A 24,110-nucleotide genomic window follows, 5' to 3' on the forward strand; every position below is an offset into this window, starting at 1 on the left:
GTAGGTCTAGCCAGACCACGATGTGGCCAAGTTCAGGCAGCCGGGGCGCGGCGCTCCATCAGCATGTCGATGCCGAGCAGGTTGCGCACGTTCGGGCGTGCCGCCACGAGGTCGGCGATCGTGTAGCGGGAGAGCACGGCGAAGAACGCGTTCAGCGCCTCGCGCAGCGCCGAATTCAGCGCGCAGCTGTCGACCAGCGGGCATTCGGCGGCATCGTTCTCGAAGCACTCGGCCATGGCGAAGCTCTCTTCCGTCACGCGCACGACATCGAACAGGCTGATGGCTTCAGCCGCCCGGCCAAGCTTGACACCGCCATTCCTGCCACGCACGGTCTGGACAAGGCCGTGCTCGACCAGCGGCTGCAGGATCTTGAACAGGAAAAGCTCCGACACCGAATAGGCGGCCGCGATCTCGGGGATACGGCTCAGTCGGTCATCATTGGCCGCGCAATACATCAAGATGCGCATGGCATAGTTGGTCTGGCGCGTAAGCCGCATTTTGTCCTCACAAGGCACTGGTGCGGTGCAACCACGCCAGATCTGGAAATTTTGCTGATGCGGCTTTGACCCGAAATTCCGGATTCGCCACATTGGCCTCGGCGGAATATGGCCTATACCTTGGAACAATTCCAGACTAGCTTCGACCAATAGATGAATTTTCTCCTCAACTTTGTGTGCGCGCCCGAGCAAGATTTGGCGCGAAACCGGCTGTCGCGGGTATTTTGGCTGTCAAACCACTAAATAGCCTGAGATCGACGAGGAGCGGCTCACCCATGTCACAATCGGCTTCGTCCCTGGCGCCTGTCCGTTTCGATACCGACGCGGATGATGCCAAGCTTTCCGCGTTGCGGCGGACAAAATTCGTTGCAGCGGCGGCGCTGGCGCTGTGCGTGCTGGTGTTTGCGGTCGCAAAATCATTCGAGCACATCTATCCGTGGCTCGGCTTCGTCGCAGCCTTTGCCGAGGCCGCGACCATCGGTGGCCTGGCCGACTGGTACGCGGTGGTGGCGTTGTTTCGACGGCCGCTGGGGCTGCCGATCCCGCACACCGCCATCATCCCCGAGAACCAGCATCGCATCGCCGACAATCTCGGCCGCTTCATCGAGGTCAATTTCCTGGCGCCTGAACCGGTGCGTGAAAAGCTTGCCGAGGTCGATTTTTCGGCGCTCGTCGCCGACTGGCTGGCCGATACAGCGCGCGCCGCCGGCCTGTCGCGCTTTGTCGTGCGGCTGGTGCCGCAGACGCTTGCCGCTGTCGAGCAATCCGGCTTGCGCGGCTTCGTCACCAGCCGCATGCTGGAACAGATCGAAAAGGTGCCGCTGGCGCCGCTGGCTGCCGAGCTGCTCTCAGCCCTGACCGATGATCGCCGCCACCAGAAACTGTTCGACGAATTCACCAAGGTGATCGGCCGGTTTCTCAACGACGAACAGGCGCTGGCGACGATGCGCGAGAAGATCCGCGAGGAACTGCCGTCGCTGTTCAACCTATTCAGAGCCGACGCCTATCTCCTGAAGAAAATCGTCGCTTCGGCCGGCTCGCTGCTCGATGAGGTGAGGGCCGATCCCGATCACCCGATGCGCGCCGAGTTCGATCGTTTCGCTCAAGGCTTCATCGAAAAGCTGAGGACATCGAAGCAATATGCCAAACGCGCCGAGAAGCTGAAGCGCGATTTCCTGGCCCGTCCGGAGGTCAAGGGATTGGCCGGCGACATGTGGGCAAGCCTCAGCCAGTTCATCGAGCAGGACGCCAAGGCGCCGAATTCGGTTATCCGCGCGCATCTCGCCAACATGTTCGTCGAGGTCGGTCGGCATCTTGCCGGCGATGCGCAGATCAGGGCCGACATGAACCAGGGGTTCGTGGTGGCGCTCGCGTCGTTCGTCGAGAGCCAGAAGAGCGGCGTGTCGACATTCATCGCCGACCAGGTCAAGCGCTGGGACCTTGCGCAGCTGACGCGGCTGATCGAGATGAACATCGGCCGGGACCTGCAGTACATCCGCTTCAACGGCATGATCATCGGCGGGCTTGCCGGTATCGTGCTCTATGTGGTTGAGCGGCTGTTCCTCGTGAATTGATGCGCGGCCAGGCTGGCGCTCATTCCACCGCGTCCGAATGGACTCATGGCACGCGAGTGCTATTCTCCTGCTGAGGGCGCCCGCATCCGCGGCAAAGGGGAGCAAACGAGCATGGCAAAACAACCGGAATCCGATTCCTTCATGGACATGTTCGGCAGGTTCGGCCGCGACCTGAAGGTGCCCAATGTCGATGTCGAGGCGATCCTTGCGCATCACCGCAAGAATCTCGAAGCGCTGGAGAAATCGGCACGAGCCGGTGCCGCGGGCGCATCCTCGCTGTTGTCAAGGCAACGCGAGATGCTGCAGGACACGCTGCGCGAGGTCACTGAGATAGCACAAAGCTACAGGGCGCCGGGCAATCCGCAGGAGCTGATGGCCAAACAGACGGAGTTTGCCAGAAAGTCCTTCGAGGCGGCGTTGAAGAATGCCGGCGAAGTGGCTGAACTGGTCAAGAAATCCGGCACCGAATCGGTCGACATCCTGCGCACCCGCATCAAGGAGGCGATGGAAGAAATCCGCGCCGGCTACGAGAAGAAGTAGCAGATGTGGCCGAGACCGGCTCGTTGCTGCCGGCTGGCCCGAAGCCTGGAAATCCCGATTTAACCTGCGACTACCGTCGCGGCATGGTGCGATTGCGGCCGGATTCGGCGGAACGGATTCACGCAGGGCGAATTGACAGAGGCTGTCAGTTCGTGGTCCGGAGGCTTTGTAAGCGATCGGGAAAGCAGGAATGACTGAAATACGGCCTAAAACGCCGCCGACCTTCGACCAGTTGAGGACGATGGCCGGGCAAGAGCTCGGTGTGTCGGAATGGACGACGGTCGACCAGAACCGCATCGACCAGTTCGCCGAATGCACCGGCGACCATCAATGGATTCATGTCGATCCTGAAAGGGCGCGGCGGCAAAGCCCGTTCCGCACGACGATCGCGCATGGCTACCTCACGCTGTCGATCATCGGCGCGCTGGCGCTCGGCATGGGCATCGTGCCGGAGAATACGCAGGCCGCCTTCAACTATGGCTTCGACAAGGTGCGGTTCCTGGCGCCGGTCAAGGTCGGGGCGCGCATCAGGCTGCGCACCACGCTGCTGTCCATGGAGGACAGGGGGCCCGGCCAGTATCTGATGAAGGCGGCCAACACGGTCGAGATCGAAGGCGAGGAAAAGCCTGCCCTGATGGCTGAAACGCTGGTCATGCTTTATGAGCGCCGCAAGCGGGCAGGCGCCTGAGAGACTATTTGGAAATTCTACTCCGGCGGCCATCTGATGGCGTTTTCTGCGCTTCCGGTGCTCACGGACGTAGTGTCCGCTCCGCTCCGGTTCTCGAAACCACCACCACATGACTCGCCAGAGCGAATTTCGAAACAGTCTCTGAGCGGTGTGGCGGGTCACGAAACCCTGGATTCTGCGCGGCCTGCGGCGCGGGCCGAGAGCAGCGCGAGGAACAGGGCAACCAGCGCCAGCGCTGTTGCTGTCTGAAAAGTGACCTGCATTCCCCGGGCGGCGGCCTCGGAACTCAAAAACTTCTGACCAATGCCTGCGTGCCCTTCGGCCGATGCGACGGCGAATATGGCGCCCATCAACGATGCGCCGGTGATGAGGCCGAGATTGCGCGAAAGGTTGAGCAGGCCGGATATGACGCCGCGCTGGCTGGCTCCGACACCGGTCATGACGGCTGCATTGTTCGACGTCTGGAACAGCGCGTAGCCGATGCAGGTGACGGTGATCGGAACGACATAGCCGGCAATGCCGAGTTTGGTCATGGCGAGCGACAGCAGGAACGTGCCTGTGGCGAGGCTGAGCAGGCCGGCGACCATCATCCTGTGGGCGCCGAAGCGGTCGGTTAGGCGTCCGGCCACCAGCGCCGACAGGGTCGAGACAAGCGGCCCGGTCGACAGCACGAGGCCGACCATTGCGGCATCGAGCCCAAGTCCGCGCGACAGGTAGAACGGGGCAACCACCAGGGTCGCCATCATCACGGTGGCGACAACGAGGCTCATGGCGAGACTGGCGCTCAGTTGGAGATCGCGGAAGCCGGCAAGCTGGATCAACGGGTTTTTCACCCTCACCTGAGAGGCGGCGAAAAGAAAAACGCCGATGCCGGCAGCGACCAGCAGGCCGACGTTGAGCGCGCCGAAATTGCCTCTGCCGAGCGTCATGGCCAGCGCATAGCCGGCCAATGTCAGGGCCAGCAGGGCGGTGCCCATGACATCGAACGTGCCTCGGTCGACCTGCGCTGTCTTGCTGTGTGCCGGCAGGGCACGCCAGGCGAGAGCGAAGGTGAGCACACCCAGCGGGACATTGACGAGGAAGATCGCCCGCCAGCCGAAGCCGGCGATCAAAAGGCCGCCGAGCGAGGGGCCGAGTGTCGTGCCGATCGCGGACATGGCGCCGAGCAGGCCCATGGCGCTGCCGATTCTGTCCTTGGTCACGGTTTCGGCAACAAAGGCCAGCGTCAACGCCATCATCAGCGCCGCGCCAAGTCCCTGCACGGCCCGCGCGGCAATCAGCAGCCAGAGTGTCGGCGCCAGGCCGCAGAGCACCGATGCCGATGTGAACAGCGCGATGCCGCCAAGCAGCAAGGGCCGGCGCCCGAACATGTCGGCCAGCCGGCCGGCGCTGACGATCAGCGTGGTGATGGCGAGCAGATAGGCCAGAACAACCCATTGCACGGACTGGAACGATGCGCCGAACGTTTGCATCAGCGACGGCAGCCCGACGCTGGCAATGCTGGTTCCGAGCGACGACAGCAGCGTTGCGAGCGACAGGCTTGCCAGCGCCCAGCGGGCGGATTGCATCTGTGGCAGCACCGATGCGCGTCCGTCTCGATTTTGCTCAGCGATTGCCACTGCGATCTCCTTCCATCAGCCCCAGAAGCGGAGCTGCTGGAGATCTAGTCCCTTGGCCTATATGGCGGAAGACGCAGCATTTGCATCTTATTCGTGCGTTTGACGCCATATCGTGCCATGATCCGCCAATGACATCGCCCGATCTCAATCTGCTGTTCGCTCTCGACGTTCTGCTGACCGAAGGCAGCGTGGCGCGTGCCGCCAGCCGTCTGCGCCTCAGTCCCTCGGCGATGAGCCGGACACTGTCGCGGCTGCGCGAGGCGACGGGCGACCCGCTGCTGGTTCGCGCCGGTCGCGGTCTGGTGGCGACGCCGCGTGCGGAAGAACTGCGACAGCAGGTTGGCCGTGTCGTCCAGGATGCGGAGGCGCTGCTGCGTCCTGCCACCCTGCTTGATCTCCGGAGCCTGGACAGGGTCTTCACGCTGCGCACCAATGAGAGCTTCGTCGAAGAATTCGCTCCTCGTCTCGTCGCCCGTATCCAGGCCGATGCGCCCGGCGTGCGGCTGCGCTTTGCACCGAAGTCCGACAAGGACGTCATGTCGTTGCGCGACGCGGCGACCGATCTGGACATAGGCGTCGCTGGCGAGACCGGGCCGGAGGTGCGCATCCAGGCGTTGCTTCGCGACCGCTTCATCGGCGCCGTGCGAACAGGCCATCCCTTGAGCGAGGACACGGTGACGCCAGAGCGCTATGCGGCAGGCCGGCACATCAGCGTTTCACGGCGCGGCCGCGAGAAGGGGCCGATCGACGAGGCTTTGAACCGGCTCGGGCTGCAGCGGACAGTCGTGTGCATGGTTTCCGGTTTCTCGGCAGCCCTTGCCATGGCCCGCACATCAGACCTGATCGCCAGCGTTCCGGAGCGGCATACCGAGGGCGCACGCGCCGGCATGCACAGTTTTCCCCTGCCGGTTGCCACCGCTGGGGTCACCATCTCCATGCTGTGGCACCCGCGCCTCGATGCCGATCCGGCGCAACGCTGGCTGCGCGACTGCGTGCGGGAGATCTGCGCGGCCCGCTAACGGACGAGAGTGCGAAATCAACGCGCCATCGCCGCCTCGAGCACCCTGAAAACCCGCTCGTCCGCGCATTGGGCGACGTTGAAGCGTAGGAAGCGGCTGGCCGTTCCGGACAGGCTGAACGCATTGCCGGGCGCCAGCACGATGTTGTCGGCCAGAGCGCGGCGGGCCACTTCGGCCGCATCCACGCCATCCGGCAGGCTGCACCACAGGAACAGGCCGGCCGGCTGGTCGATCCAGGGTGTGACGCCGATCGCCTTCAGGCGGGCGCTCGTCTCGCCCATGGCGCGCGCAAGCTTCGCGCGCAGCAAATCCATGTGCTTGCGATAGCTGCCGTCCTTCAACAGGGTCAGCACCAGTTCGGCCGCAAGCCGCCCGCCGCCGAAGGTCGTGGCGATCTTGAGGTCGGTCAGCGGCTCGATCCAGTCACGGGGTGCCGCGATGAAGCCGCAGCGAACCGACGCTGACAGCGTCTTGGAAAAGCTGCCGATATGGACGACGCGGTTGAGACCATCGAACGCCGCCAGCCTGGGCGCCGGCGCATGTTCGAAATCGGCGAAGATATCGTCCTCGACGATGGTCAATTCCGATTGGTCGGCGAGCTTCAGCAGCCGGTGCGCCGTGACCGGCGACAGGATCGCGCCGGTCGGGTTGTGGATGGCGGAGTTGGTGATGTAGAGGCGCGGCCGGTGCTCGGCCAGCGCCTGCGCGAACAGCTCGATATCCGGCCCCGACGGCGTGTAAGGGACGCTGACGACCTTGGCCCGGTGGGCGCGCAGCAGCGCGTGGAAGTTGAAATAGCAGGGGTCGTCGACCAGCACCGTATCGCCGGGTTCGATGAGGAACCGGCACAGAAGGTCGATGGCCTGCGTGCCCGATTCCGTCAACATGATCTGCTCGGGCGAGACTTCGATGCCGTGCCCGGCCATACGCCGCGCCAGCAATTGCCGCAGCGGCGGCAGCCCGAGCGGCGTGCCGTAGTCGGCCAGCGCGATATCGTCGGCGCGCGCCACCGTGCGCAGCGCCCGGCGCAGTCCTGTCTGAGGCATCCACGAGGCCGGCAACCAGCCGCAGCCGGGCTTCAGCATGTCGTCGCCTGCTTCCAGGGACTGGCGCGAGATCCAGAGCGGATCGACGGCGCGGTCGAGGCGGGGGCCGATTTCGGCCAGCGACAGCGGCGCCAGCGAGCCGGCGGCATAGAAGCCGGATCCCGGCCGCGAACGGATCGCACCTTCGGCGGCGAGCCGCTCATAGGCTTCGACCACGGTGGATTTGGACACCTGCATGGATTTGGCGAAGGCGCGGATCGAGGGCAGTCGTGCTCCCGGCGTCAGGCTGCGCGCCGCGATCCGCTGGCGGATTGTCGCCATAACGCCTTCGACGAGCGTTCCGCCGCTCTCGCTTTCTGTGGTCTGCTTGTCCATCCGTACTGCTCTGTTGACCATGACAGTTTTGCATAAGTGTACCGCATTGTCTCTGGCAAAGCCACGGGTTCGGCTCGATACAGAGCCGACAAACGGAGCATAAAATGGACAAGACCGCGGGCGGCTGGGTGAACGGATTCATCGGCGTGTTGATCTTCAGCGGCTCGCTGCCGGCTACACGCGTGGCGGTGAAGGATTTCGATCCGACATTCCTGACATCGGCCCGAGCGGCGATTGCCGGCCTGCTTGGCCTGGCGCTGCTCGTCCTGTTCCGGCAGAAACGCCCGGGGCGCGGCGATCTGATGTCGCTGGTGATCGTGGCGCTGGGCGTGGTGGTGGGCTTTCCCTTGCTGACCGCTCTGGCGCTGAAGCACGTCACTACGGCCCATTCCATCATCTTCGTCGGCCTGCTGCCGCTGGCGACCGCGATCTTCGGCGTGCTGCGCGGCGGCGACCGGCCGAGGCCGGCATTCTGGTTGTTTTCGTGCGTGGGCAGCGCGCTGGTCGCGGGTTTTGCGCTGACGCAGGGCGTGACCGCCTCGCCGGTGGGCGATGGTCTGATGCTGGCTGCCATCATCGCCTGCGGTCTGGGCTATGCCGAGGGCGCCGCCCTGTCACGCAAGCTTGGCGGCTGGCAAGTGATCTGCTGGGCGCTGGTGCTGTCGCTGCCGATCATGCTGGTGCTGACGCTGATGACCATGCCGCCGTCGTTCGACGGCGTCGGCGTCAGTGCGTGGATCGGGCTTGCCTATGTCTCGCTGTTCAGCATGCTGATCGGCTTCGTGTTCTGGTATCGCGGGCTCGCGCAAGGCGGCATCGCCGCGGTCGGGCAGTTGCAGCTGCTGCAGCCCTTCTTCGGTCTGGCACTGGCGGCGACGCTGCTGCACGAGCAGGTCAGCCCGCTGATGGTCGTCGTCACGCTTGGCGTGGTGCTTTGCGTCGTAGGCGCCAAGCGATTCGCAAAGCAGGAATTGCCACGACGCGCGATCGCCTGATGACGGTGCCGCCCTCTGCTAAAACTTCGTCACCACCCCAATGCCGATGCCCTCGAAGCCGCCCATCGCCACCAAGGCCGCCGGCGCCTCATCGAGGCTGATCTTCTTGCCGACCAGCAATTCGGGCTTGAGCTTGCCGTTGCGGATCATGTCCATCATCGACTCGTAGCGGTAGGCCTGCATGCCGTGGCTGCCGAGGATCTCGAGCTCGAAGGCGATCACCTTGTCCATCGGCACCTGCGGCCGGGCATGCTCGCCCAGCATCAGGCCGACCTGCACATGGCGGCCGCGCCGGCGCAGATTGGCAATCGAATTGAACGAGGTGGTGGGGTGGCCGAGCGCGTCCATCGACATATGCGCGCCGCCATTGGTGATCTGCTTGACCGCCTTGACCACATTCGGCGTCTTTGACGCATTGATGGTGGCGACGGCGCCGATCTTTTTGGCGAAATCCAGCTTCTCGTCGGTGAGGTCGATGGCGATGACATTGGCGCCCATGGAACTGGCGATCATGATCGCAGACAGGCCGACGCCGCCGCAGCCATGCACCGCGACCCATTCGCCCGGCTTCACCCGGCCCTGATCGACAATGGCGCGAAACGAGGTGACGAACCGGCAGCCGAGGCTGGCGGCGGTGGCGAATTCCATTTCGTCGGGCAAGCGCACGAGATTGGTGTCGGCGTGTTCTATGGCGACATATTCGGCAAACGAGCCCCAGCCGGTGAAGCCAGGCTGCGTCTGGTGCTCGCAGACTTGGTGATTGCCCGAATTGCACTCGAAGCAGCGGCCGCAGCCGACGGCGAACGGCACGGTGACGCGTTCGCCCGCCTTCCAGCGGGTGACCTGCTTGCCGGCAGCGACGACGATGCCGGCCAGTTCGTGGCCCGGCACGTGCGGCAGCGTGATGCTGTCGTCATGACCCATCCAGCCATGCCAGTCGCTGCGGCACAGGCCGGTCGCCTCGACCTTGATGACGACGCCATCGGCGGCCGGCTTCGGATCGGGAACGGTCTGGATCGTCGGCGCTTCGCCGAATTTTTCGAAGACGACGGCTTTCATCGGTTACTCCACCCTGCTGCAGCTGGGAAACGATAGCCGATTCCCTCTCCGGTCAAGCGGAAATCGATTCCGCCAGACCTCCGGCGCCGACGCCACGTGTGGGCCGATGAAGCCTATTCGGCATCGATCTGGTTCTGGGGTGCGGCTTTCTGGAAGGTCGGCAGCGCCATGCAGGCGGCGTTGATGCGCGCGATCGTCGGGTAGGGCGTTAGGTCGACGCCGAAGCGGGCATTGCTGGCAATCTGCGCGGCAAGGCAGATGTCAGCCAACCCCGGCGTGTCGCCATGGCAGAATTGTCCAGTCTCGTGCGAGGAAGCCAGGATCTTTTCAAGCGGCTGAAAACCCTCGTTCACCCAGTGGCGAAACCAGTTGACGACGTCCTCGTCGCCGGCGCCGAACAGGGTGCGCAGCGAGGTCAGCACGCGCAGATTGTTCACCGGGTGGATGTCGCAGGCGATCATCTGCGCCAGCATTCTCACGCGTGCTCGGCCGGCCGCATCCTTCGGCAGCAGCGGTGGTTCCGGGCTGGTCTCGTCGAGGAATTCGATGATCGCCAGCGACTGCGTCAGCAGCGTGCCGTCGCCGAGGATCAGCGCCGGCACCAGCCCTTGCGGATTGACCGCGAGATAGGCTGCTTCCAGATGCTCGCCATGGCGCAGATGATGCGGGACGTAATCGTAACTCAGCCCTTTCATCTCCAGCGCGATCCGCACCCGATAGGAGGTGGAGGAGCGATAGTAGTTGTGCAGGACGAGTTCGCTCATGCGCTCACTTCGGTTGGCCGATGGTTATCTCGATCGTGCCGATGCCGTCGACGCCACCGGTCATCGTGTCGCCGGCACGAACCGCGCCGACACCGGCCGGCGTGCCGGTGAAGATCAGGTCGCCGGGCTCCAGCTCCACCGCCTCGCTGCAGATCGACACGATATCCGATATTGGCCAGATCAGCTCGGCGAGGTCGGCGTCTTGCCTGACCTGGCCGTTGACGGCGAGCCAGATGCGGCCTTTCTGCGGATGGCTGGATTTCGCCGCCGGGATCAGCGGGCCGCAAGGCGCGGAGCGGTCGAAGGCCTTCGACCAGTCCCACGGCCGGGCGGCCTTCTTGGCCTCGTCCTGTAGATCGCGGCGGGTGAGGTCGATGCCGACGCCGTAGCCCCAGACGTGGTCCAGCGCTTTGTCGCGGGCAATGCGAAAACCAGGCTTGCCGATCGCGGCGACCAGTTCGATCTCGTGGTGCAGATTGGCCGTCAGCGGCGGGTAGGGAATCGCCGTGCCGGAATCGACCACCGCGTCGGCCGGCTTGGTGAAGAAGAAGGGCGGATCGCGCTCGTCATTGCCGAATTCGCGGGCATGCGCCGCGTAGTTGCGGCCGACGCAGAAGATGCGGCGCACCGCGAAACGCTGGGACGAGCCCGCAACGGCCACCGATGCGATCGCGGGCGAGGGAAGGACGAAGTCTGTCATGCGGGTCTCTGCTAGGTTGCCGGAACATTCGACCGATTTGGGCGCCCGGGCAAGGCGATTTGGTCGAGAAAGTGCCGGCGGCATTTTCCGCCGGAGATGGCGATATACTATTTGGCTATAATCTGGCCATGGTGGCGAGGTTATTCTAATCGCCCACGAACTGAAATGAACCCCATGACCGCAATCCACGATCGCGCCCGGTTCCTGATCATCGACGACCACCCGTTGTTTCGCGAGGCGCTGCACAGCGCGGTGCAGATGGCCTATCCGGAAGTCGATACGGTGGAGGCGCGCTCGATCACCGAGGCGCTCGATCTGCTGGCCGGCGCCAAGCCATTCGATCTTGCGCTGCTCGACCTCAGCATGCCCGACGTGCACGGTTTTGAAGGCTTGTTGCAGCTCAGGACCCGCTATCCGCGCCTGCCGGTGGTCATCGTTTCAGGCTATGAGGAGCCGAAGATCATTTCCGAGGCGCTGTCCTACGGTGCTGCCGGCTTCATTCCGAAATCGGCGCGCAAGAGCGACCTCGCCGCCGCCATACGCTCGGTGATGGAAGGCGCGATCTATGTGCCGGAAACCTATGAAGGCCGCACGCCGGACGCCGAAAGCGTCGACCGCGCCGACATGGTGCAGCGCCTGTCGACGCTGACGCCGCAGCAGCTGCGCGTGCTGCAGATGCTGCGCCAGGGCCTGCTCAACAAGCAGATCGCCTATGAGCTGCAGGTGGGGGAGACCACCGTGAAGGCGCATGTCTCGGAAATCCTGCGCAAGCTCAATGTCTATAGCCGCACGCAAGCGGTGATCGAGGTGTCGAAGCTGGACAATGCGGAGCTGTTTCGGGATCAGGCCGGGTTTTGAACTGACATTCCCGGTTGTGGGAGGGTGTCAAGTTAAGCCAGCAGATGCGCCAGCAGCGCCCTTAGCTGCGCCGGCTTCAGCGGCTTGCGCATCAGTTCGATGCCGCCGGCGCGCGCGGCCTTGGCGACCGCTTCCGAACTGTCGGCGGTGACGATCAGCGCAGGCACGGCGCGGCCGAGATAGTCGCGGACTTCGGCGATGGTGGCGGTGCCGAGATCGCCGCCGTCGAGATGCTGGTCGGCGATGACGATGTCGGGCACCCAGTCGGTGTCGCCAAGCATGTCGAGGGCATCGTCGGTCGAGGTTGCGGCGCGCACCAGGCATTGCCAGCGTCCGAGCAGGAAGGTCATGGCCTGCAGGACCTCGACATCGTTCTCGACCAGCAGCACCTTGGTGCCGAACAGGCCATAGCCGCGCGGCCGTTCCATATCGGCGATGCTGGCGATGGCGTCGGCCGGGGCGCCGATACCGACGGGAACATCGATGTGGAAGATCGTGCCGCGTCCGACCTTCGATGAAAATGTCACGGGATGGCCGAGCGCGCTGGCCATGCGGCGCACGATGGCGAGCCCGAGCCCGAGACCGCCGCCGTCCAGTTCGGCATTGGCCGTCGAGGTGCCGCGATGGAATTCCTCGAACACCGCCTCGCGCTGGTCGTCGGGAATGCCGCAGCCGGTGTCGGCAACGTCGATGCGGATGGTGTCGCCTCGATGCCTGGTGCCGACCAGCACGCCGCCCGAGCGTGTATAGCCCAGCGCATTGGAGAGGATGTTCTGCAGGATGCGGCGCAGCAGCGTGCGGTCGGAGCGGACCACGGCATTGACCGGCCGGAATTTCAGCGACAGCCCCTTCAGTTCCGCCACCGGCAGGAAATCCGAGCGCAGCGACGAGAACAGCGCCTCCAGGCTGACGTCGCCTATGTCGGGCTGCACCACGCCGGCGTCGAGCTTGGAGATGTCGAGCAGGGTGCGCAGCAGGTCCTCCATCGTCTCCAGCGAGCGCTCGACCTGTCGCACCAGCTTCCTGCCCTCGTCGCTGGTCTGCACTTCGGCCAGCGCCGAAACCGAGAGGTGGGCGGCGTTCAGCGGCTGCAGCACGTCGTGGCTGGCGGCGGCGAGGAAGCGGGTTTTCGACAGGTTCGCCAGTTCGGCGTTTTCCTTGGCGGCGCTGAGGTCGATGTTCGACTGCTCCAGCCGGCGCAGCGTCGAATGCAGTTCCTCGGTGCGTGTGCGCACCCGATTTTCCAGTGAAATCGCGGTCTGGAACAGCGAGAAGGCGTTGCCTTGCTGGTCCATCGAGCGCTCAACGCGGCTGACCAGTGCCGCGTTGATCTTCTTCAGCTTTTCAAGATCGTTTATGTCCCTCAGCGGCATCTTGTTGCGCCGTCCTATTCCGCCGCCTGGCGCTCGCCAAAGGCGATGCCGGTAAAAGTCTGGTTCAGATGCATCGACCGGTACTGTTCGCCATAGGTGCCGAAGCCAATGACATTGTTGACCCGGTAGAGCTCCGAGATATCGCGAAACACCTGCCGGTTGCGCGCATCCAGTCGGCGCAGCACGCAGTCGAAGCCGAGGATCATGTCGATGCTGCCAAGCCTCTCCTCGACATCGCGCAGTGCCGCGCGCGTCGCTTCGACCATGTCCTTGGGTTGGGCGATCGACAGCACGACGCCATCGTCTATGGCGCAGAAGAACGACAGCGAGCCATCGGGATGCATCTTCTGGATCGACCGGCAGTAATATTCGCCGCCCACCTTCACCACCACCGGGTGCGAGGCAAAGCTCAGCGGCGTCAGCGTCTGCGCGACGATGCCGACGGAGGCGGCATATTCCTCCGCCGCATTGGTGGCGTTGAACTCGCGCACGATGCGGTGATCGGGATCGGACGCCGTCACCACCAACTTTTCATCGGTGGGGACGAAATTGTCGGTCTTGAAGACATGGAAGGGAATTTCCGTGGCGATCAGCACGATGATGGCGCTGTCGGAGGTGACCCGGCCGTTGGAGATCAGGCGCGTCGTCTCGAATTTCAAATCGTCGCCGGCGGAGCCGCCAAGCAGCGGTATGTCGTCGAGGCCCCAGTGGATGGCCGAACTCACCGCTTCCTCGGCATAGGAGAGCCCGTCGATGAAGCAGAGCGCGAAGGTGCCTTTGGTGCGGTCGCAACCCAGGCGCATGCGCAGCGACCGCCGCAAGGCCTCGACCTCGCTGGTGATCCTGTCCATGCCCGACGACGATAGATTGTCGACCATCACGCTGACGGCGGTGAACGCGGCGGACGGAAGCAGCATGGCGAGCACGTGGCCATCCTCGAGGCCTTGTGGCGTGATCTCGCCGGCGGTCGAGCAGCCGGCATGGTGGAGCGCCGGCGCGTGGGTCATGAGCGCCTCTGAGAGGGCGCTGGCCTCGACCAGGCTCTGAGAAAAGAACAGCAGGGCAAAGCCGGCATCGATGGCGGCTGCCTCCTGCGCGATCGCCCTGGCGAACGCCTCCATGTCGGGCTCGTCCGTGGTGAGCGCCGACAGGCCGCATGCATAGCGCGTCCGTGAACTGGCCAGCGATATTCTCCGCACTTCCTCCGACGCATTTTTGTGCGCGTCGGGCGCGCGAGCGTCGACCAACATTGTTGTCCCCAATCGGTAGTTTGGCAATGGGGCGACCGGGATTGCACGTTTGGGATTGGCCATGACCGAAAGTACAATGTGCCGCGTTTGCGACGTGCTGTTTTTTGTTCGTTGTGCAGTGTACGAATAACGCATGACCGAAGCGCCAACACCGCATCGGCAGCGTGATGACCAAGGTTGATACCCAGGGAGGATTCATGTCGGACGTTTCGTTGATGGTGAACGGAAAACGGGTCAGCGGTGCTGCCGAGGACCGAACGCTTCTGGTTCACTTCTTGCGGGAAAATCTCGGCCTTACCGGAACGCATGTCGGCTGCGATACCTCGCAATGCGGCGCCTGCGTCGTCCATGTCGACGGCAAGGCGGTCAAATCCTGCTCGATGCTCGCGGTACAGGCCTCCGGCTCGACCGTGGTGACGATCGAGGGCCTGGCCAATGGCGCCGACCTGCATCCGGTGCAGGCCGCCTTCAAGGAACATCACGGGCTGCAGTGCGGTTTCTGCACGCCGGGCATGATCATGACGGCGACCGACATGATCAGTCGCCACCCCGAAGGCCTCGACGAGGCGACGGTGCGCGCCGAGCTCGAAGGCAACATTTGCCGCTGCACCGGCTACCACAACATCGTCAAGGCGATCCTCGCCGCATCGAAGACGATGTCCAAGGTGGCGAAGGGCAAGGCGAAACAGGCTGCGTGAGATGAAGTGAGTAGCGAATAGCCAGTATTCCACTGACTGAACGCGGCTCTCGATCTCCACCACTCGCTATTCGCTATTCGCTACTCACTATTCGCTATTTCAGCATTTCGGGAGGAATTTCTGATGGGCATTGAAGGTGTTGGCGCTCGGGTCGCGCGCAAGGAAGACAAACGATTCATCACCGGCGCCGGCCGTTATGTCGACGACATGGTGGTTCCCGGCATGAAGCATGCCGCCTTCGTGCGCAGTCCGCACGCGCATGCGCAGATCAAGAAGATCGACGTCAAGAAGGCGCAAGGCATGCCCGGCGTCATCGGCGTGCTGACCGGCAAGGAACTCAAGGCCGACGGCATCGGCAACCTCATCTGCGGCTGGATGATCCACTCCAAGGATGGCTCGCCGATGAAGATGGGGGCGTGGTCGCCACTGGCTTTCGACCGGGTCCGTTATGTCGGCGATGCCGTCGTGGTCGTGGTGGCCGAGACCAAGGGGCAGGCGCGTGACGCCGCCGAGGCGGTCGAGATCACCTACAAGGAGCTGAAGGCCGTCGTCGATGCCTCCAAGGCGATGGACAAGGGCGCGCCGCAGATCCACCCCGAGGCTGACAACAATCTGATCTTCGACTGGGACATCGGCAATGCCGACGATACGGCGGCCGCCTTCAAGAAGGCAGCCCATGTTGTCAAGATGGACATCATCAACAACCGGCTGGTGCCCAACGCCATGGAGCCGCGCGCCGCACTTGGCCACTACGACAAGGCGGAGGATCACTACACCTGCTGGACGACCTCGCAGAACCCGCATGTGGCGCGGCTGGTGATGAGCGCCTTCTACAACGTCGCGCCGGAAAACAAGCTGCGCGTGATTGCGCCCGATGTCGGCGGCGGCTTCGGCTCGAAGATCTACATCTATCCCGAAGAGATCGTCTGCCTGTGGGCGTCGAAGAAAACCGGCGTGCCGGTCAAATGGGTGGCCGACCGCACCGAAAGCTTCCTCACCGACGCACATGGCCGCGACCATCACACCCATGCCGAAATGGCCTTCGACGAGGACCACAAGATTGTTGGCCTGAAGGTCGAGACCCAAGCCAATCTCGGCGCCTACATGTCGCTGTTCTCGTCGGCAACGCCGACCTACCTCTATGCGACGCTGCTGTCGGGCCAGTACAACATCCCCGCCATCCACGCCAATGTGAAGGCAATCTACACCAACACAGCACCCGTCGATGCCTATCGCGGGGCAGGGCGGCCGGAAGCGACCTTCGTCATGGAACGCATGATGGAGACCGCGGCCCGCCAGTTCGGCATCTCGCCGGCCGAGTTGCGGCGCAAGAACTTCGTCACCTCGTTCCCGCACCAGACGCCGGTCATCATGTGCTATGACGCTGGCGACTATGCGGCTTCGCTCGACGCGGCGATGAAGGCGTCGGACTATGCCGGCTTTGCCAAGCGCAAGGCCGCCGCCGCCAGGAAGGGCCTGCTGCGCGGCATCGGCATGAGCTGCTACATCGAGGCCTGCGGCATCGCGCCATCTGCCGCGGTTGGTTCGCTAGGCGCCGGCGTCGGCCTTTGGGAAAGTGCCGAGGTGCGCGTCAATGCGGTCGGCACGATCGAGGTGCTGACCGGCTCGCACAGCCACGGCCAGGGCCACGAGACGACCTTCGCGCAACTGGTCAACGAGCGCTTCGGCGTGCCGCTTGATTCCGTCTCGATCGTCCATGGCGACACCGACAAGGTGCAGATGGGCATGGGCACCTATGGCTCGCGCTCGGGTGCGGTCGGCATGTCGGCGATCGTCAAGGCGCTCGACAAGGTCGAGGCCAAGGCCAAGAAGATCGCAGCACACCTGCTCGAGGCCGACGAAGGCGACATCATCATCGAGAACGGCACCCTGAAGGTCGCCGGCACCGACAAGAACGTGCCGTGGTTCCAGATGGCGCTCGCCGCCTACACCGCCCACAATCTGCCGGGAGGCATGGAGCCGGGATTGAAGGAGACGGCGTTCTACGATCCGTCGAATTTCACCTTCCCGGCCGGCTGCTACATCTGCGAGGTCGAGGTCGATCCGGAAACCGGCATGACCGAGATCATCCAGTTCGTCGCCGCCGACGATTTCGGCAACATCATCAACCCGATGATCGTCGAGGGTCAGGTGCATGGCGGGCTGGCGCAAGGCATCGGCCAGGCGCTGCTCGAGGGCGCCCACTATGACAACAGCGGCCAACTGCTGACCGCGAGCTACATGGACTACACCATGCCGCGCGCCAGTGACCTGCCTTCGTTCAAGGTCTCGACCTCGAACACGCCGTGCCCGGGTAATCCACTCGGCATCAAGGGCTGTGGCGAGGCCGGCGCCATCGGTTCGCCACCGGCGGTGATCAACGCCATCACCGACGCCATCGGCAGCAACGATCTTGCCATGCCGGCTTCGCCGTCCACAGTGTGGGCAGCGATCCGCGCGGCGAAACACTGAGGAGGAACGAGCATGTATTCGGTCAATTATCACCGCGCCGCCTCGGTCACTGATGCCGCCAAGCTGATCAAGACGGGTGACGCCAAGCTGCTTTCGGGCGGCATGACGCTGATCCCGGCGATGAAGACGCGGCTCGCCGCACCTTCCGACCTTGTCGACCTGTCGCGGATCAAGGAGCTGCAGGGCGTCAAGGTGTCGGGCAAGACCGTCACCATCGGCGCTGCCACCACGCATCACGCCGTTGCCAATGACGAGAAGCTGAAGAAGGCCTGTCCGGCGCTTGCCCATCTCGCATCGCTGATCGGCGATCCGGCGGTGCGCCACAAGGGGACGATCGGCGGCTCGATCGCCAACAACGATCCAGCGGCCGATTATCCGGCGGCGCTGCTGGCGTTGGGCGCCACCATCGTCACCAACAAGCGCCAGATCGCGGCCGACAAGTTCTTCAAGGGCCTGTTCGAGACGTCGTTGAAGGACGGTGAGATCGTCACCGCCGTCACCTTCACCGCGCCGGCCAAGGCGGCTTACGAAAAATTCCGCAACCCGGCATCGCGCTATGCCATCGTTGGCGTGTTCGTGGCCAAAGGCAAGGATGGCGTCAGCGTCGCCGTCACCGGCGCCGGCGACGACGGCGTCTTCCGCTCGAAGGAGATCGAGGCCGCATTGGCCAAGAATTTCGCGGCCTCGGCACTCGACGGCCTGAAAGTGCCGGCGAAGAATCTGATGACCGACATCCATGCCTCGGCCGACTATCGCGCCAATCTGATCGCGGTGATGGCCAAGCGGGCGGTGGCTGCCGCCAACGCCTGAGAAACTGTTTGGAAACTCTACTCTGGCGGCCATCTGATGGCGTTTTCTGCGCTTCCCCGTTCTACTGCGTCGCAGTAGAACTGAGCTCACGGACCCAAATGTCCGCTGCGCTCCGGTTCTCGAAACCACCACCATATGACTCGCCAGAGCGAATTTCGAAACAGTTTCTGACACGATGAGTTGCAGACAAGGAAAGGGGCCCTCGGGGCCCTTTTTCGTGTGTGGTGACCTGTATCCGTCCTGTTGCTGATGGAATCGCCGCCGTGCAGCAATTCTCTGCTTGAAGCAATTCCGGCCGATACTTCGCCCGGAAATGTTCCGGCCGCGATCTCGCACTTGCACAAAGTGATATTGCACTGCAATATGACCTGGGGCGGGAATGCGAGCCGGGTTCGGAGTGTACCGCCGTGCCCTTTCGCATGCCTAATGCGAAAGGATCGGCATGACCGACATCTCCGCGACGCATGCCGTTCCATTCCGGTCCGCCGTCGACAGACCAGCCAGAACAAGACTGGCCTATCTCGACGGCTGGCGCGGCCTGTCGATCGCCCTGGTGCTGATCGGCCATTTCTTTCCCGTTCCCGGGATCAATCTCGGCGTGCTGGGCGTCGAATTCTTCTTCGTGCTCAGCGGCCGGCTGATGGGCGAGATCCTGTTCATCGAACGCTACCCGCTGAAGAAATTCTTCAAGCGCCGCTTTTCCCGCATCTATCCGGCGCTTCTGGTCTTCGTGGTCGTCGCGATGGTTGCGCTCTCCGGCACATTCATCGCCTTCAAATGGAAGGCGGCGCTGACGGCGCTGACATTCACCTATAATTATGCCGGCATTCTCGTGACGCGGGCAGGGGCGCTCGACCATATATGGTCGCTCTGCATCGAGGAGCACGCCTATATCATCCTGGCGCTGATCAGCGTCATCGTCTCAAGCCGCTCTCGCGTCGTCGTGCTGCTCCTGGCGCTGGCCTTTCTGGCCATGGCCAACGGCGCGGTTTCGTACTGGGTCTTCGGGATGGACTACGAAACCACCTATTGGCGCACCGACGTGCACATCGCGTCGATCCTGCTGTCGGCTTCGATCTGCCTGCTCAAGGCCGATGGCAGGCTGCCGGCGGTCTTGCGAGGCAAGCATGTGGCCCTGGCGGCATCGATCTGCGCCGTTCTGCTGTTCCTCGATCCGGTGCCGACGCCGATCCACTATCTCTTCGCAGTGCCGCTGCTGGCTCTGGCCGTCAATGTGCTCGATTTCAGCCCGCGCTATTTTTCCGGACTGCTGTCCTCCTGGCCAATGGCAACGCTGGGACTGTGGTCGTACTCGCTCTATCTGTGGCAGCAGCCGTTCTATAAATTCGTCTATGAGCAAGGCAGCGCGCCGATCCCGATGCTGGCCGGCGTCTTTGCCTGCGCGCTCTGCAGCTACTACCTGATCGAACGACCGGCACGCGAATGGCTTAACCGCAACTGGTGAATGCCGCCGGCCTCATCGAGGCGCTGCCTTTCGTGCCTCGAGATATCGGCGGAGACCGGCTTCGCCGCGCGGTGTTGTCCAGCGATGGTTCCAGGCGAAGGCCGGCCGCAGCAGCGGGGCGAGGAATTTGAGGATCGGCCTCAGCACCGTGACCTGCCAGGTCAATTGCACATGGGTGCCGGTGCCCGATGGCGACAATTCCGCCCGCCACAGCCCGTCGAAATCGCCGTGGGTTTTCGCCACCACCAGGCGGCCGGGTACGAGTTCCGCTGCCTCGATGATGAAATTCAGCTCATAGGGCAGGGCGCCGCGAGCCCTGGCTCTTGCACGCGAACCGATGGTCGCCTTGCCCTTGTTGTCGAGCGGCACCACTTCCTTGTAGACGTCGCCCCACCAGAGCGGCAGCAACTCGGCATCCGAGAGCACCTCCCACACTTCCTGCGGCGTACCCTCGGGGATGTGCCAGCTTTCATCGAAGCGGAAGACGTTGCTTGGCATTGCGTTTCCTCCGGTTGGCGGAAACACCTACATTAGCTCTGGCTTCTTTGTGTGGCCAGCGCAGCGGATCAGGCGGTGATCTGCCTGACGTAATAGCGCACCGCTTTCTTGCCGCCGTGGATCACCGCGTCACCGGCCTCAGTGAAGCCGAGTGCGGCGTGGAAGGCATCCGAGGCGGGATTGGGCGGGTCGGTGTTGACCTCGCAGGTGACCAGCGTGTGACCGGCGCGCGCGACATGGCCGAACAGGTCCTGGTAGAGCCGGCGGGCATGGCCGCGGCCACGCGCGCTAGCCGCAACGACGACACGGTCGACATAGACGAAGCGCTCGTAGCGCTCGCGGAACCACAAGAAATTCGGGCTGTCGTAACGGGCGTCCTGGTCGAAGGTCATGATGAAGGCTTCGAGATCACCGATGCGGCGTGCATAGAACGTTTCGCCGAGCAGGAAAGACAGCCGCTCTGGCTCCAGCCACGACAGTTCGGCGGCGTGCTCATTGTTGAGCGTCAGGATCGCCGCTTCGTCTTCGGCCAGTACACGGCTGATCGGGGCAGGGGCTGCGCTCATGCCTTGGCTGCCTTGATGGTGGCCGCCACGAGGTCGGTGTCAGTCAGCGTGTTGCGATACTCGCGGTCGAGGTCGGAGCCACCCATGCCGACATGGGGATTTCGGTAGTTCATAGCGCTTGGCACATCCTTGAGGGCTGCGAAATGCATTTCGGACAGGCCGGTTTTGCTGCGCACGTCGGCGATGTTGTGCAAGTCCAGCCCACCGCAGCCGAGGATGACGATGCGGTCGCCGGCCTGCCGCACCAGATCCGCCAGGAGTGAAGCGCCTTCTACTGCCGTGTCACGCTGGCCGCTGGTCAGCACGCGGCCGACCTTGCTGCGGATCAACGCTTCCAACGCCTCGGCCGGGTCGCGCGTCATGTCGAAGGCGCGATGGCAGGTGACGTGCAAGGGGCCGGCGGCCTGCGTCAGTTCGCTCATGCGCGCTTCGTCAATGGTGCCGTCGGCGTTCAGGCAGCCGAACACCACGCCGGGCACGCCGAGCTCGCGTAGTGCCGAGACATCGGCCAGCATCGAGGCGTACTCGGTTTCGCTGTAGAGAAAATCGCCGCCGCGCGGCCGCACCATGACATGAAACGGCACGCTTGCCTGGTCGAGGGCGGCGCGCACCGTGCCAAGGCTCGGCGTGATGCCGCCTTCAACGAGGCTGGCACACAATTCGACGCGATCGGCGCCGGCAGCTTCTGCTGCCAGCAGGCCGTCAATGCCTTCGACACAGATTTCGATCAGCGGCAGGCGATTCTCTCTGGTCAAGGGGCGATCCAATCCATGATGTCGCCGACAGCCCTAGCATCGGGCCGGTTGGCGCGAAAGCATGAACAGCGCGCCGCCATTTGGGCCAGGCGGCATTTCCCCGCTTGACACTCTCATAACCATGGAGTTATGGATTAATCAATAGCCAAATGGTTATGGGTTTGTCGTCGGCAACATGGCGGCGCGGCCGGCATCCGGGCCGGTAAAACATGCCCTGACGAAACACTTCAAAGGAGAAAGACCATGCAAGCAAGGATCAAAAACCCGGTGGTACTCATTCCCGGATCCGTGCAGGCGCTGCTGGCGCTGGACAAGTCGACCGAGGCGGCCGACGTACCCTATGTCACACGCAAGCTCATCCATCTGCGCGCCAGCCAGATCAACAACTGCGCTGTATGCGTCGACATGCATGCGCGCGAACTGAAGAAGGCCGGCGAAAAGGACGAACGCATCTTTGCGCTAGCGGCATGGCGGGAGACGCCTTACTTCACCGATGCGGAACGCGCGGCGCTGGCGCTGGCTGAGGCCGGCACACGGCTCGCCGACCGGCCGGACGCGGTGCCGGACGATGTCTGGGACGAGGCCGCCCGGCACTATGATGAAAAGGCGCTAGCTGCCCTCGTCATCCAGATCGCGCTCATCAACGCCTTCAACCGGCTGAACGCCACGACACGGCAGATGGTCGGCGCCTGGGGTTAAGTGCTTGGCCAAGTGGTCGTGCGCGACGGTGCGGTGACACGTGGCGCGATACCAGGCAGCCGAAATGATGACGCTAACGGCTGTCTTAGTTTGTTCATCGCGCTGACCTACAAAGTGGCATCAACGATGGAGTGTGCCATGCCAATCGATACGTCAGATCTCGACCAACTCCAGGGCGCCTACAAGGCTGCGGTGGAGGAATGGATAGCGGCGATCAAGCTGGAAGAGGAACTCGCGTCTGTCAATCATTCAATAGCCGAGATCGACAAATGGGAAGCGGCGCACTTCAAGGAAGATGAGGTGCGCGGCAAGGTTCTGGAATTGAAGAAAGAGTACGAAGATGCGTTGCGCAAGGAGCAATTCGGCTTCTGAAATTGTCGACTGAGCAAGGCACACCAGGGATATTTGCGCCACCATGTTCAGACGGGTGGTCAGAAGCCTTACCGACATTCCTGGGCACATTTGTCGACATGTCGAACGTATCCTGGGCGGCCAAAGCTACTGGCGCAGTTCCGTGTTCTTGGCGCCTTCCTCGACCTGATCGATCACCAGCAGCTTCACCGGACCATCGCCGATATTGGTGGCCTGATGCCACTGGCCGATCATTTCAACGATGAAATCGCCAGTCTTGTAAGTGTTGCTGTTGCCGCTCTCGACATTGGTGACCTTCAGCGTGCCGGCCTGGACATAGGCGTAGCGCGGGAAGGAGTGTCTGTGAACAGGCAAGGTCGCGCCCGGCGCGATGTCGTAGGTCGACGCCAGCACCTGCACGTTCTTCTGCGGCAGCGTGATCGGCTGGCCGGACGCCGTCGTCGTGCGTGATGCCAGTGGCGTCACCACGACAGGCGTGCCGCTGCTGTCCAGCGCCCAAGCCGGGTTTACGGAAAAGGCCGCTGTGAGCAATAGCACCGACACCAGAATTTTTCGCATGATTCGCTCCAACCGTGGTGTCAGCATCGCGCGGTAGTCATCTGCTAGCAAGGCAGCGTTGAGCGCGCGGTTCAATGGACCTTGTGCGGTGCGGCAGAGTTGGGCTAGCGGCCAAGAGCGAGTCGGCGATGAGTGCGGCTGCTGGCGGCGGCCTAGCCAGGTCAGCCTCGCAACAGTCAGTGCTAATATAAGGTTCGAGGCGTTACCACAGGAGGTTTCAATGGTTTCCGCGATCGCAAATCAGCATCGGCAAGTACCGGAAAAACAAACGGCAGTGGGAAAGCCGGAAACGAGCGATGGATTTTCACGAGGCCGCAGCGCAGACGCCGTGGGACATCTCGCCAAAATTATGGTTGCCGCAACCGGCGACGTGGATGCTGGTGCGCGAGGTCGCGCGGCATCCAAGATCGCCAGGATGGATATCACGGTTTTGACGCCACCACCTGAAGAACCATCAGTGGAGTAAGATAAGCCGTTTCGGGCGCTTCGGGCCGCGCTCGTCATCAGCGGCATGCGACCCGATCATGAGCTATGCGACGGCTCTCAGCGGCGGCTCCGCCAACGTCCCCAGGCCTGCGCATCCCGAGCAGGCGATCGTCTTTCCGGGGCAACCGGTCCGATGCGTCCCTTGCGGGCAGCAATGCCCGTTTGACGCCGACCATTTGGAGCAGTCGAAGACCCTGCCGCTGCCATGACAGCGCAGGCATTCCATATTCACTGAAGTCATCGCCAATTCTTGCCCAACCAAAACGCACTACCCCAACGCCGCAAGTAGCAGGAATCATTGCGCTTTCAAGCACAGCGCCCTGACTTAAATTGGGTGGATTGATGATGCGGGGAGAGACGGCCGGCGTCGACTG

25 protein-coding genes are annotated in these 24,110 nt (G+C 63.3%); 13 read left to right on the plus strand and 12 right to left on the minus strand.

Annotated features, from left to right (window positions below):
• Positions 1–32 precede the first annotated feature (32 nt).
• The gene (gene rirA / locus C8D77_RS24210; RefSeq protein WP_109668725.1) at positions 33–497 is read right to left on the minus strand and encodes an iron-responsive transcriptional regulator RirA; all 465 of its coding nucleotides are present in this window, start codon (positions 495–497) and stop codon (positions 33–35) included.
• A 275-nt stretch (positions 498–772) separates the two neighbouring features.
• Here rirA and C8D77_RS24215 point away from each other — a divergent pair, with 275 nt between their 5' ends.
• The 3 genes from C8D77_RS24215 (at position 773) to C8D77_RS24225 (ending at position 3,299) form a co-directional block, all read left to right on the plus strand.
• A complete protein-coding gene (locus C8D77_RS24215; RefSeq protein ID WP_109668727.1) occupies positions 773–2,071 on the plus strand; it encodes a DUF445 domain-containing protein in 1,299 nt (432 codons plus the stop codon).
• A gap of 111 nt (positions 2,072–2,182) precedes the next feature.
• The gene (locus C8D77_RS24220; RefSeq protein WP_109668729.1) at positions 2,183–2,611 is read left to right on the plus strand and encodes a phasin family protein; all 429 of its coding nucleotides are present in this window, start codon (positions 2,183–2,185) and stop codon (positions 2,609–2,611) included.
• A gap of 190 nt (positions 2,612–2,801) precedes the next feature.
• On the plus strand, positions 2,802–3,299 hold the full coding sequence (locus C8D77_RS24225) for a MaoC family dehydratase (protein ID WP_109668731.1): 498 nt from the start codon (positions 2,802–2,804) through the stop codon (positions 3,297–3,299).
• A gap of 158 nt (positions 3,300–3,457) precedes the next feature.
• Here C8D77_RS24225 and C8D77_RS24230 read toward each other — a convergent pair whose 3' ends face one another.
• Entirely contained in the window at positions 3,458–4,918 is a 1,461-nt protein-coding gene (locus tag C8D77_RS24230) for an MFS transporter (RefSeq protein WP_109668733.1), read from the minus strand.
• 128 nt (positions 4,919–5,046) lie between these two features.
• On the opposite strand from C8D77_RS24230, the gene C8D77_RS24235 reads away from it, so the two are divergent.
• The gene (locus C8D77_RS24235) at positions 5,047–5,937 is read left to right on the plus strand and encodes a LysR family transcriptional regulator (RefSeq protein WP_109668735.1); all 891 of its coding nucleotides are present in this window, start codon (positions 5,047–5,049) and stop codon (positions 5,935–5,937) included.
• A gap of 17 nt (positions 5,938–5,954) precedes the next feature.
• Here the strand turns inward: C8D77_RS24235 and C8D77_RS24240 are convergent, their stop codons facing one another.
• Positions 5,955–7,358 carry an aminotransferase-like domain-containing protein gene (locus C8D77_RS24240; protein ID WP_109668737.1) on the minus strand — a complete coding sequence of 468 codons (1,404 nt, stop codon included), beginning with the start codon at positions 7,356–7,358 and terminating at the stop codon, positions 5,955–5,957.
• A gap of 104 nt (positions 7,359–7,462) precedes the next feature.
• On the opposite strand from C8D77_RS24240, the gene C8D77_RS24245 reads away from it, so the two are divergent.
• Positions 7,463–8,353 (plus strand): DMT family transporter, encoded by an 891-nt coding sequence (locus C8D77_RS24245; protein WP_109668739.1) that lies wholly within the window; start codon positions 7,463–7,465, stop codon positions 8,351–8,353.
• A gap of 18 nt (positions 8,354–8,371) precedes the next feature.
• On the opposite strand, the gene C8D77_RS24250 is transcribed toward C8D77_RS24245, so the two are convergent.
• The 3 genes from C8D77_RS24250 to C8D77_RS24260 form a co-directional block, all read right to left on the minus strand.
• Positions 8,372–9,412 carry a zinc-dependent alcohol dehydrogenase family protein gene (locus C8D77_RS24250; RefSeq protein ID WP_109668741.1) on the minus strand — a complete coding sequence of 347 codons (1,041 nt, stop codon included), beginning with the start codon at positions 9,410–9,412 and terminating at the stop codon, positions 8,372–8,374.
• 113 nt (positions 9,413–9,525) lie between these two features.
• Positions 9,526–10,176 carry a maleylacetoacetate isomerase gene (maiA, locus tag C8D77_RS24255; RefSeq protein WP_109668743.1) on the minus strand — a complete coding sequence of 217 codons (651 nt, stop codon included), beginning with the start codon at positions 10,174–10,176 and terminating at the stop codon, positions 9,526–9,528.
• A gap of 4 nt (positions 10,177–10,180) precedes the next feature.
• Complete coding sequence (locus C8D77_RS24260; RefSeq protein ID WP_109668746.1) at positions 10,181–10,876, minus strand: fumarylacetoacetate hydrolase family protein; 696 nt, start codon at positions 10,874–10,876, stop codon at positions 10,181–10,183.
• Between the two features lie 174 nt (positions 10,877–11,050).
• Between C8D77_RS24260 and C8D77_RS24265 the strand changes: the two genes are divergently transcribed.
• Positions 11,051–11,734 carry a response regulator gene (locus tag C8D77_RS24265; protein ID WP_164548677.1) on the plus strand — a complete coding sequence of 228 codons (684 nt, stop codon included), beginning with the start codon at positions 11,051–11,053 and terminating at the stop codon, positions 11,732–11,734.
• Between the two features lie 32 nt (positions 11,735–11,766).
• Here the strand turns inward: C8D77_RS24265 and C8D77_RS24270 are convergent, their stop codons facing one another.
• Entirely contained in the window at positions 11,767–13,107 is a 1,341-nt protein-coding gene (locus tag C8D77_RS24270) for a hybrid sensor histidine kinase/response regulator (RefSeq protein WP_109668750.1), read from the minus strand.
• Positions 13,108–13,121: 14 nt separating this feature from the next.
• Entirely contained in the window at positions 13,122–14,357 is a 1,236-nt protein-coding gene (locus tag C8D77_RS24275; protein ID WP_109668752.1) for an FIST signal transduction protein, read from the minus strand.
• 197 nt (positions 14,358–14,554) lie between these two features.
• Between C8D77_RS24275 and C8D77_RS24280 the strand changes: the two genes are divergently transcribed.
• The 4 genes from C8D77_RS24280 to C8D77_RS24295 all read left to right on the plus strand — a co-directional run bounded on the left by C8D77_RS24280 (position 14,555) and on the right by C8D77_RS24295 (position 19,802).
• A complete protein-coding gene (locus C8D77_RS24280) occupies positions 14,555–15,055 on the plus strand; it encodes a (2Fe-2S)-binding protein (protein WP_109668754.1) in 501 nt (166 codons plus the stop codon).
• Positions 15,056–15,178: 123 nt separating this feature from the next.
• The gene (locus C8D77_RS24285) at positions 15,179–17,527 is read left to right on the plus strand and encodes a xanthine dehydrogenase family protein molybdopterin-binding subunit (protein ID WP_109668755.1); all 2,349 of its coding nucleotides are present in this window, start codon (positions 15,179–15,181) and stop codon (positions 17,525–17,527) included.
• Positions 17,528–17,539: 12 nt separating this feature from the next.
• Complete coding sequence (locus C8D77_RS24290) at positions 17,540–18,337, plus strand: FAD binding domain-containing protein (RefSeq protein WP_109668757.1); 798 nt, start codon at positions 17,540–17,542, stop codon at positions 18,335–18,337.
• Between the two features lie 442 nt (positions 18,338–18,779).
• Complete coding sequence (locus C8D77_RS24295) at positions 18,780–19,802, plus strand: acyltransferase family protein (protein WP_109668760.1); 1,023 nt, start codon at positions 18,780–18,782, stop codon at positions 19,800–19,802.
• 12 nt (positions 19,803–19,814) lie between these two features.
• Here C8D77_RS24295 and C8D77_RS24300 read toward each other — a convergent pair whose 3' ends face one another.
• From C8D77_RS24300 to C8D77_RS24310, 3 genes are all read right to left on the minus strand, one after another.
• Positions 19,815–20,300 (minus strand): SRPBCC family protein, encoded by a 486-nt coding sequence (locus tag C8D77_RS24300; RefSeq protein WP_109668762.1) that lies wholly within the window; start codon positions 20,298–20,300, stop codon positions 19,815–19,817.
• A gap of 68 nt (positions 20,301–20,368) precedes the next feature.
• Complete coding sequence (locus tag C8D77_RS24305; RefSeq protein ID WP_109668764.1) at positions 20,369–20,866, minus strand: GNAT family N-acetyltransferase; 498 nt, start codon at positions 20,864–20,866, stop codon at positions 20,369–20,371.
• Complete coding sequence (locus C8D77_RS24310; protein WP_245468643.1) at positions 20,863–21,621, minus strand: copper homeostasis protein CutC; 759 nt, start codon at positions 21,619–21,621, stop codon at positions 20,863–20,865. Before C8D77_RS24310 ends, C8D77_RS24305 begins: the two co-directional genes overlap by 4 nt.
• Before the next feature lie 243 nt (positions 21,622–21,864).
• On the opposite strand from C8D77_RS24310, the gene C8D77_RS24315 reads away from it, so the two are divergent.
• Both C8D77_RS24315 and C8D77_RS24320 read left to right on the plus strand, forming a co-directional pair.
• Positions 21,865–22,320, plus strand: coding sequence for a carboxymuconolactone decarboxylase family protein (locus C8D77_RS24315; RefSeq protein WP_056596039.1), 456 nt, complete (start codon positions 21,865–21,867; stop codon positions 22,318–22,320).
• A gap of 18 nt (positions 22,321–22,338) precedes the next feature.
• A complete protein-coding gene (locus C8D77_RS24320; RefSeq protein ID WP_245951863.1) occupies positions 22,339–22,692 on the plus strand; it encodes a hypothetical protein in 354 nt (117 codons plus the stop codon).
• A gap of 126 nt (positions 22,693–22,818) precedes the next feature.
• On the opposite strand, the gene C8D77_RS24325 is transcribed toward C8D77_RS24320, so the two are convergent.
• Entirely contained in the window at positions 22,819–23,250 is a 432-nt protein-coding gene (locus C8D77_RS24325) for a cupin domain-containing protein (RefSeq protein ID WP_109668769.1), read from the minus strand.
• A 220-nt stretch (positions 23,251–23,470) separates the two neighbouring features.
• Between C8D77_RS24325 and C8D77_RS24330 the strand changes: the two genes are divergently transcribed.
• Positions 23,471–23,716 (plus strand): hypothetical protein, encoded by a 246-nt coding sequence (locus tag C8D77_RS24330; RefSeq protein ID WP_109668771.1) that lies wholly within the window; start codon positions 23,471–23,473, stop codon positions 23,714–23,716.
• Positions 23,717–24,110: the final 394 nt, after the last annotated feature.

Source organism: Mesorhizobium loti, assembly GCF_003148495.1.
GTDB lineage: Bacteria > Pseudomonadota > Alphaproteobacteria > Rhizobiales > Rhizobiaceae > Mesorhizobium > Mesorhizobium loti.

What these genes read in the sequence shown, in the direction of transcription:
- C8D77_RS24270 (WP_109668750.1), bottom strand. Translation starts at nt 13,107, where the DNA reads ATGCCGCTGAGGGACATAAACGATCTTGAAAAGCTGAAGAAGATCAAC.
- C8D77_RS24265 (WP_164548677.1), top strand. Translation starts at nt 11,051, where the DNA reads ATGACCGCAATCCACGATCGCGCCCGGTTCCTGATCATCGACGACCAC.
- C8D77_RS24280 (WP_109668754.1), top strand. Translation starts at nt 14,555, where the DNA reads ATGTCGGACGTTTCGTTGATGGTGAACGGAAAACGGGTCAGCGGTGCT.
- C8D77_RS24215 (WP_109668727.1), top strand. Translation starts at nt 773, where the DNA reads ATGTCACAATCGGCTTCGTCCCTGGCGCCTGTCCGTTTCGATACCGAC.
- rirA (WP_109668725.1), bottom strand. Translation starts at nt 497, where the DNA reads ATGCGGCTTACGCGCCAGACCAACTATGCCATGCGCATCTTGATGTAT.
- C8D77_RS24330 (WP_109668771.1), top strand. Translation starts at nt 23,471, where the DNA reads ATGGTTTCCGCGATCGCAAATCAGCATCGGCAAGTACCGGAAAAACAA.
- C8D77_RS24305 (WP_109668764.1), bottom strand. Translation starts at nt 20,866, where the DNA reads ATGAGCGCAGCCCCTGCCCCGATCAGCCGTGTACTGGCCGAAGACGAA.
- maiA (WP_109668743.1), bottom strand. Translation starts at nt 10,176, where the DNA reads ATGAGCGAACTCGTCCTGCACAACTACTATCGCTCCTCCACCTCCTAT.
- C8D77_RS24275 (WP_109668752.1), bottom strand. Translation starts at nt 14,357, where the DNA reads ATGTTGGTCGACGCTCGCGCGCCCGACGCGCACAAAAATGCGTCGGAG.
- C8D77_RS24240 (WP_109668737.1), bottom strand. Translation starts at nt 7,358, where the DNA reads ATGGACAAGCAGACCACAGAAAGCGAGAGCGGCGGAACGCTCGTCGAA.
- C8D77_RS24325 (WP_109668769.1), bottom strand. Translation starts at nt 23,250, where the DNA reads ATGCGAAAAATTCTGGTGTCGGTGCTATTGCTCACAGCGGCCTTTTCC.
- C8D77_RS24250 (WP_109668741.1), bottom strand. Translation starts at nt 9,412, where the DNA reads ATGAAAGCCGTCGTCTTCGAAAAATTCGGCGAAGCGCCGACGATCCAG.
- C8D77_RS24220 (WP_109668729.1), top strand. Translation starts at nt 2,183, where the DNA reads ATGGCAAAACAACCGGAATCCGATTCCTTCATGGACATGTTCGGCAGG.
- C8D77_RS24295 (WP_109668760.1), top strand. Translation starts at nt 18,780, where the DNA reads ATGACCGACATCTCCGCGACGCATGCCGTTCCATTCCGGTCCGCCGTC.
- C8D77_RS24245 (WP_109668739.1), top strand. Translation starts at nt 7,463, where the DNA reads ATGGACAAGACCGCGGGCGGCTGGGTGAACGGATTCATCGGCGTGTTG.
- C8D77_RS24285 (WP_109668755.1), top strand. Translation starts at nt 15,179, where the DNA reads ATGGGCATTGAAGGTGTTGGCGCTCGGGTCGCGCGCAAGGAAGACAAA.
- C8D77_RS24290 (WP_109668757.1), top strand. Translation starts at nt 17,540, where the DNA reads ATGTATTCGGTCAATTATCACCGCGCCGCCTCGGTCACTGATGCCGCC.
- C8D77_RS24260 (WP_109668746.1), bottom strand. Translation starts at nt 10,876, where the DNA reads ATGACAGACTTCGTCCTTCCCTCGCCCGCGATCGCATCGGTGGCCGTT.
- C8D77_RS24315 (WP_056596039.1), top strand. Translation starts at nt 21,865, where the DNA reads ATGCAAGCAAGGATCAAAAACCCGGTGGTACTCATTCCCGGATCCGTG.
- C8D77_RS24300 (WP_109668762.1), bottom strand. Translation starts at nt 20,300, where the DNA reads ATGCCAAGCAACGTCTTCCGCTTCGATGAAAGCTGGCACATCCCCGAG.
- C8D77_RS24225 (WP_109668731.1), top strand. Translation starts at nt 2,802, where the DNA reads ATGACTGAAATACGGCCTAAAACGCCGCCGACCTTCGACCAGTTGAGG.
- C8D77_RS24235 (WP_109668735.1), top strand. Translation starts at nt 5,047, where the DNA reads ATGACATCGCCCGATCTCAATCTGCTGTTCGCTCTCGACGTTCTGCTG.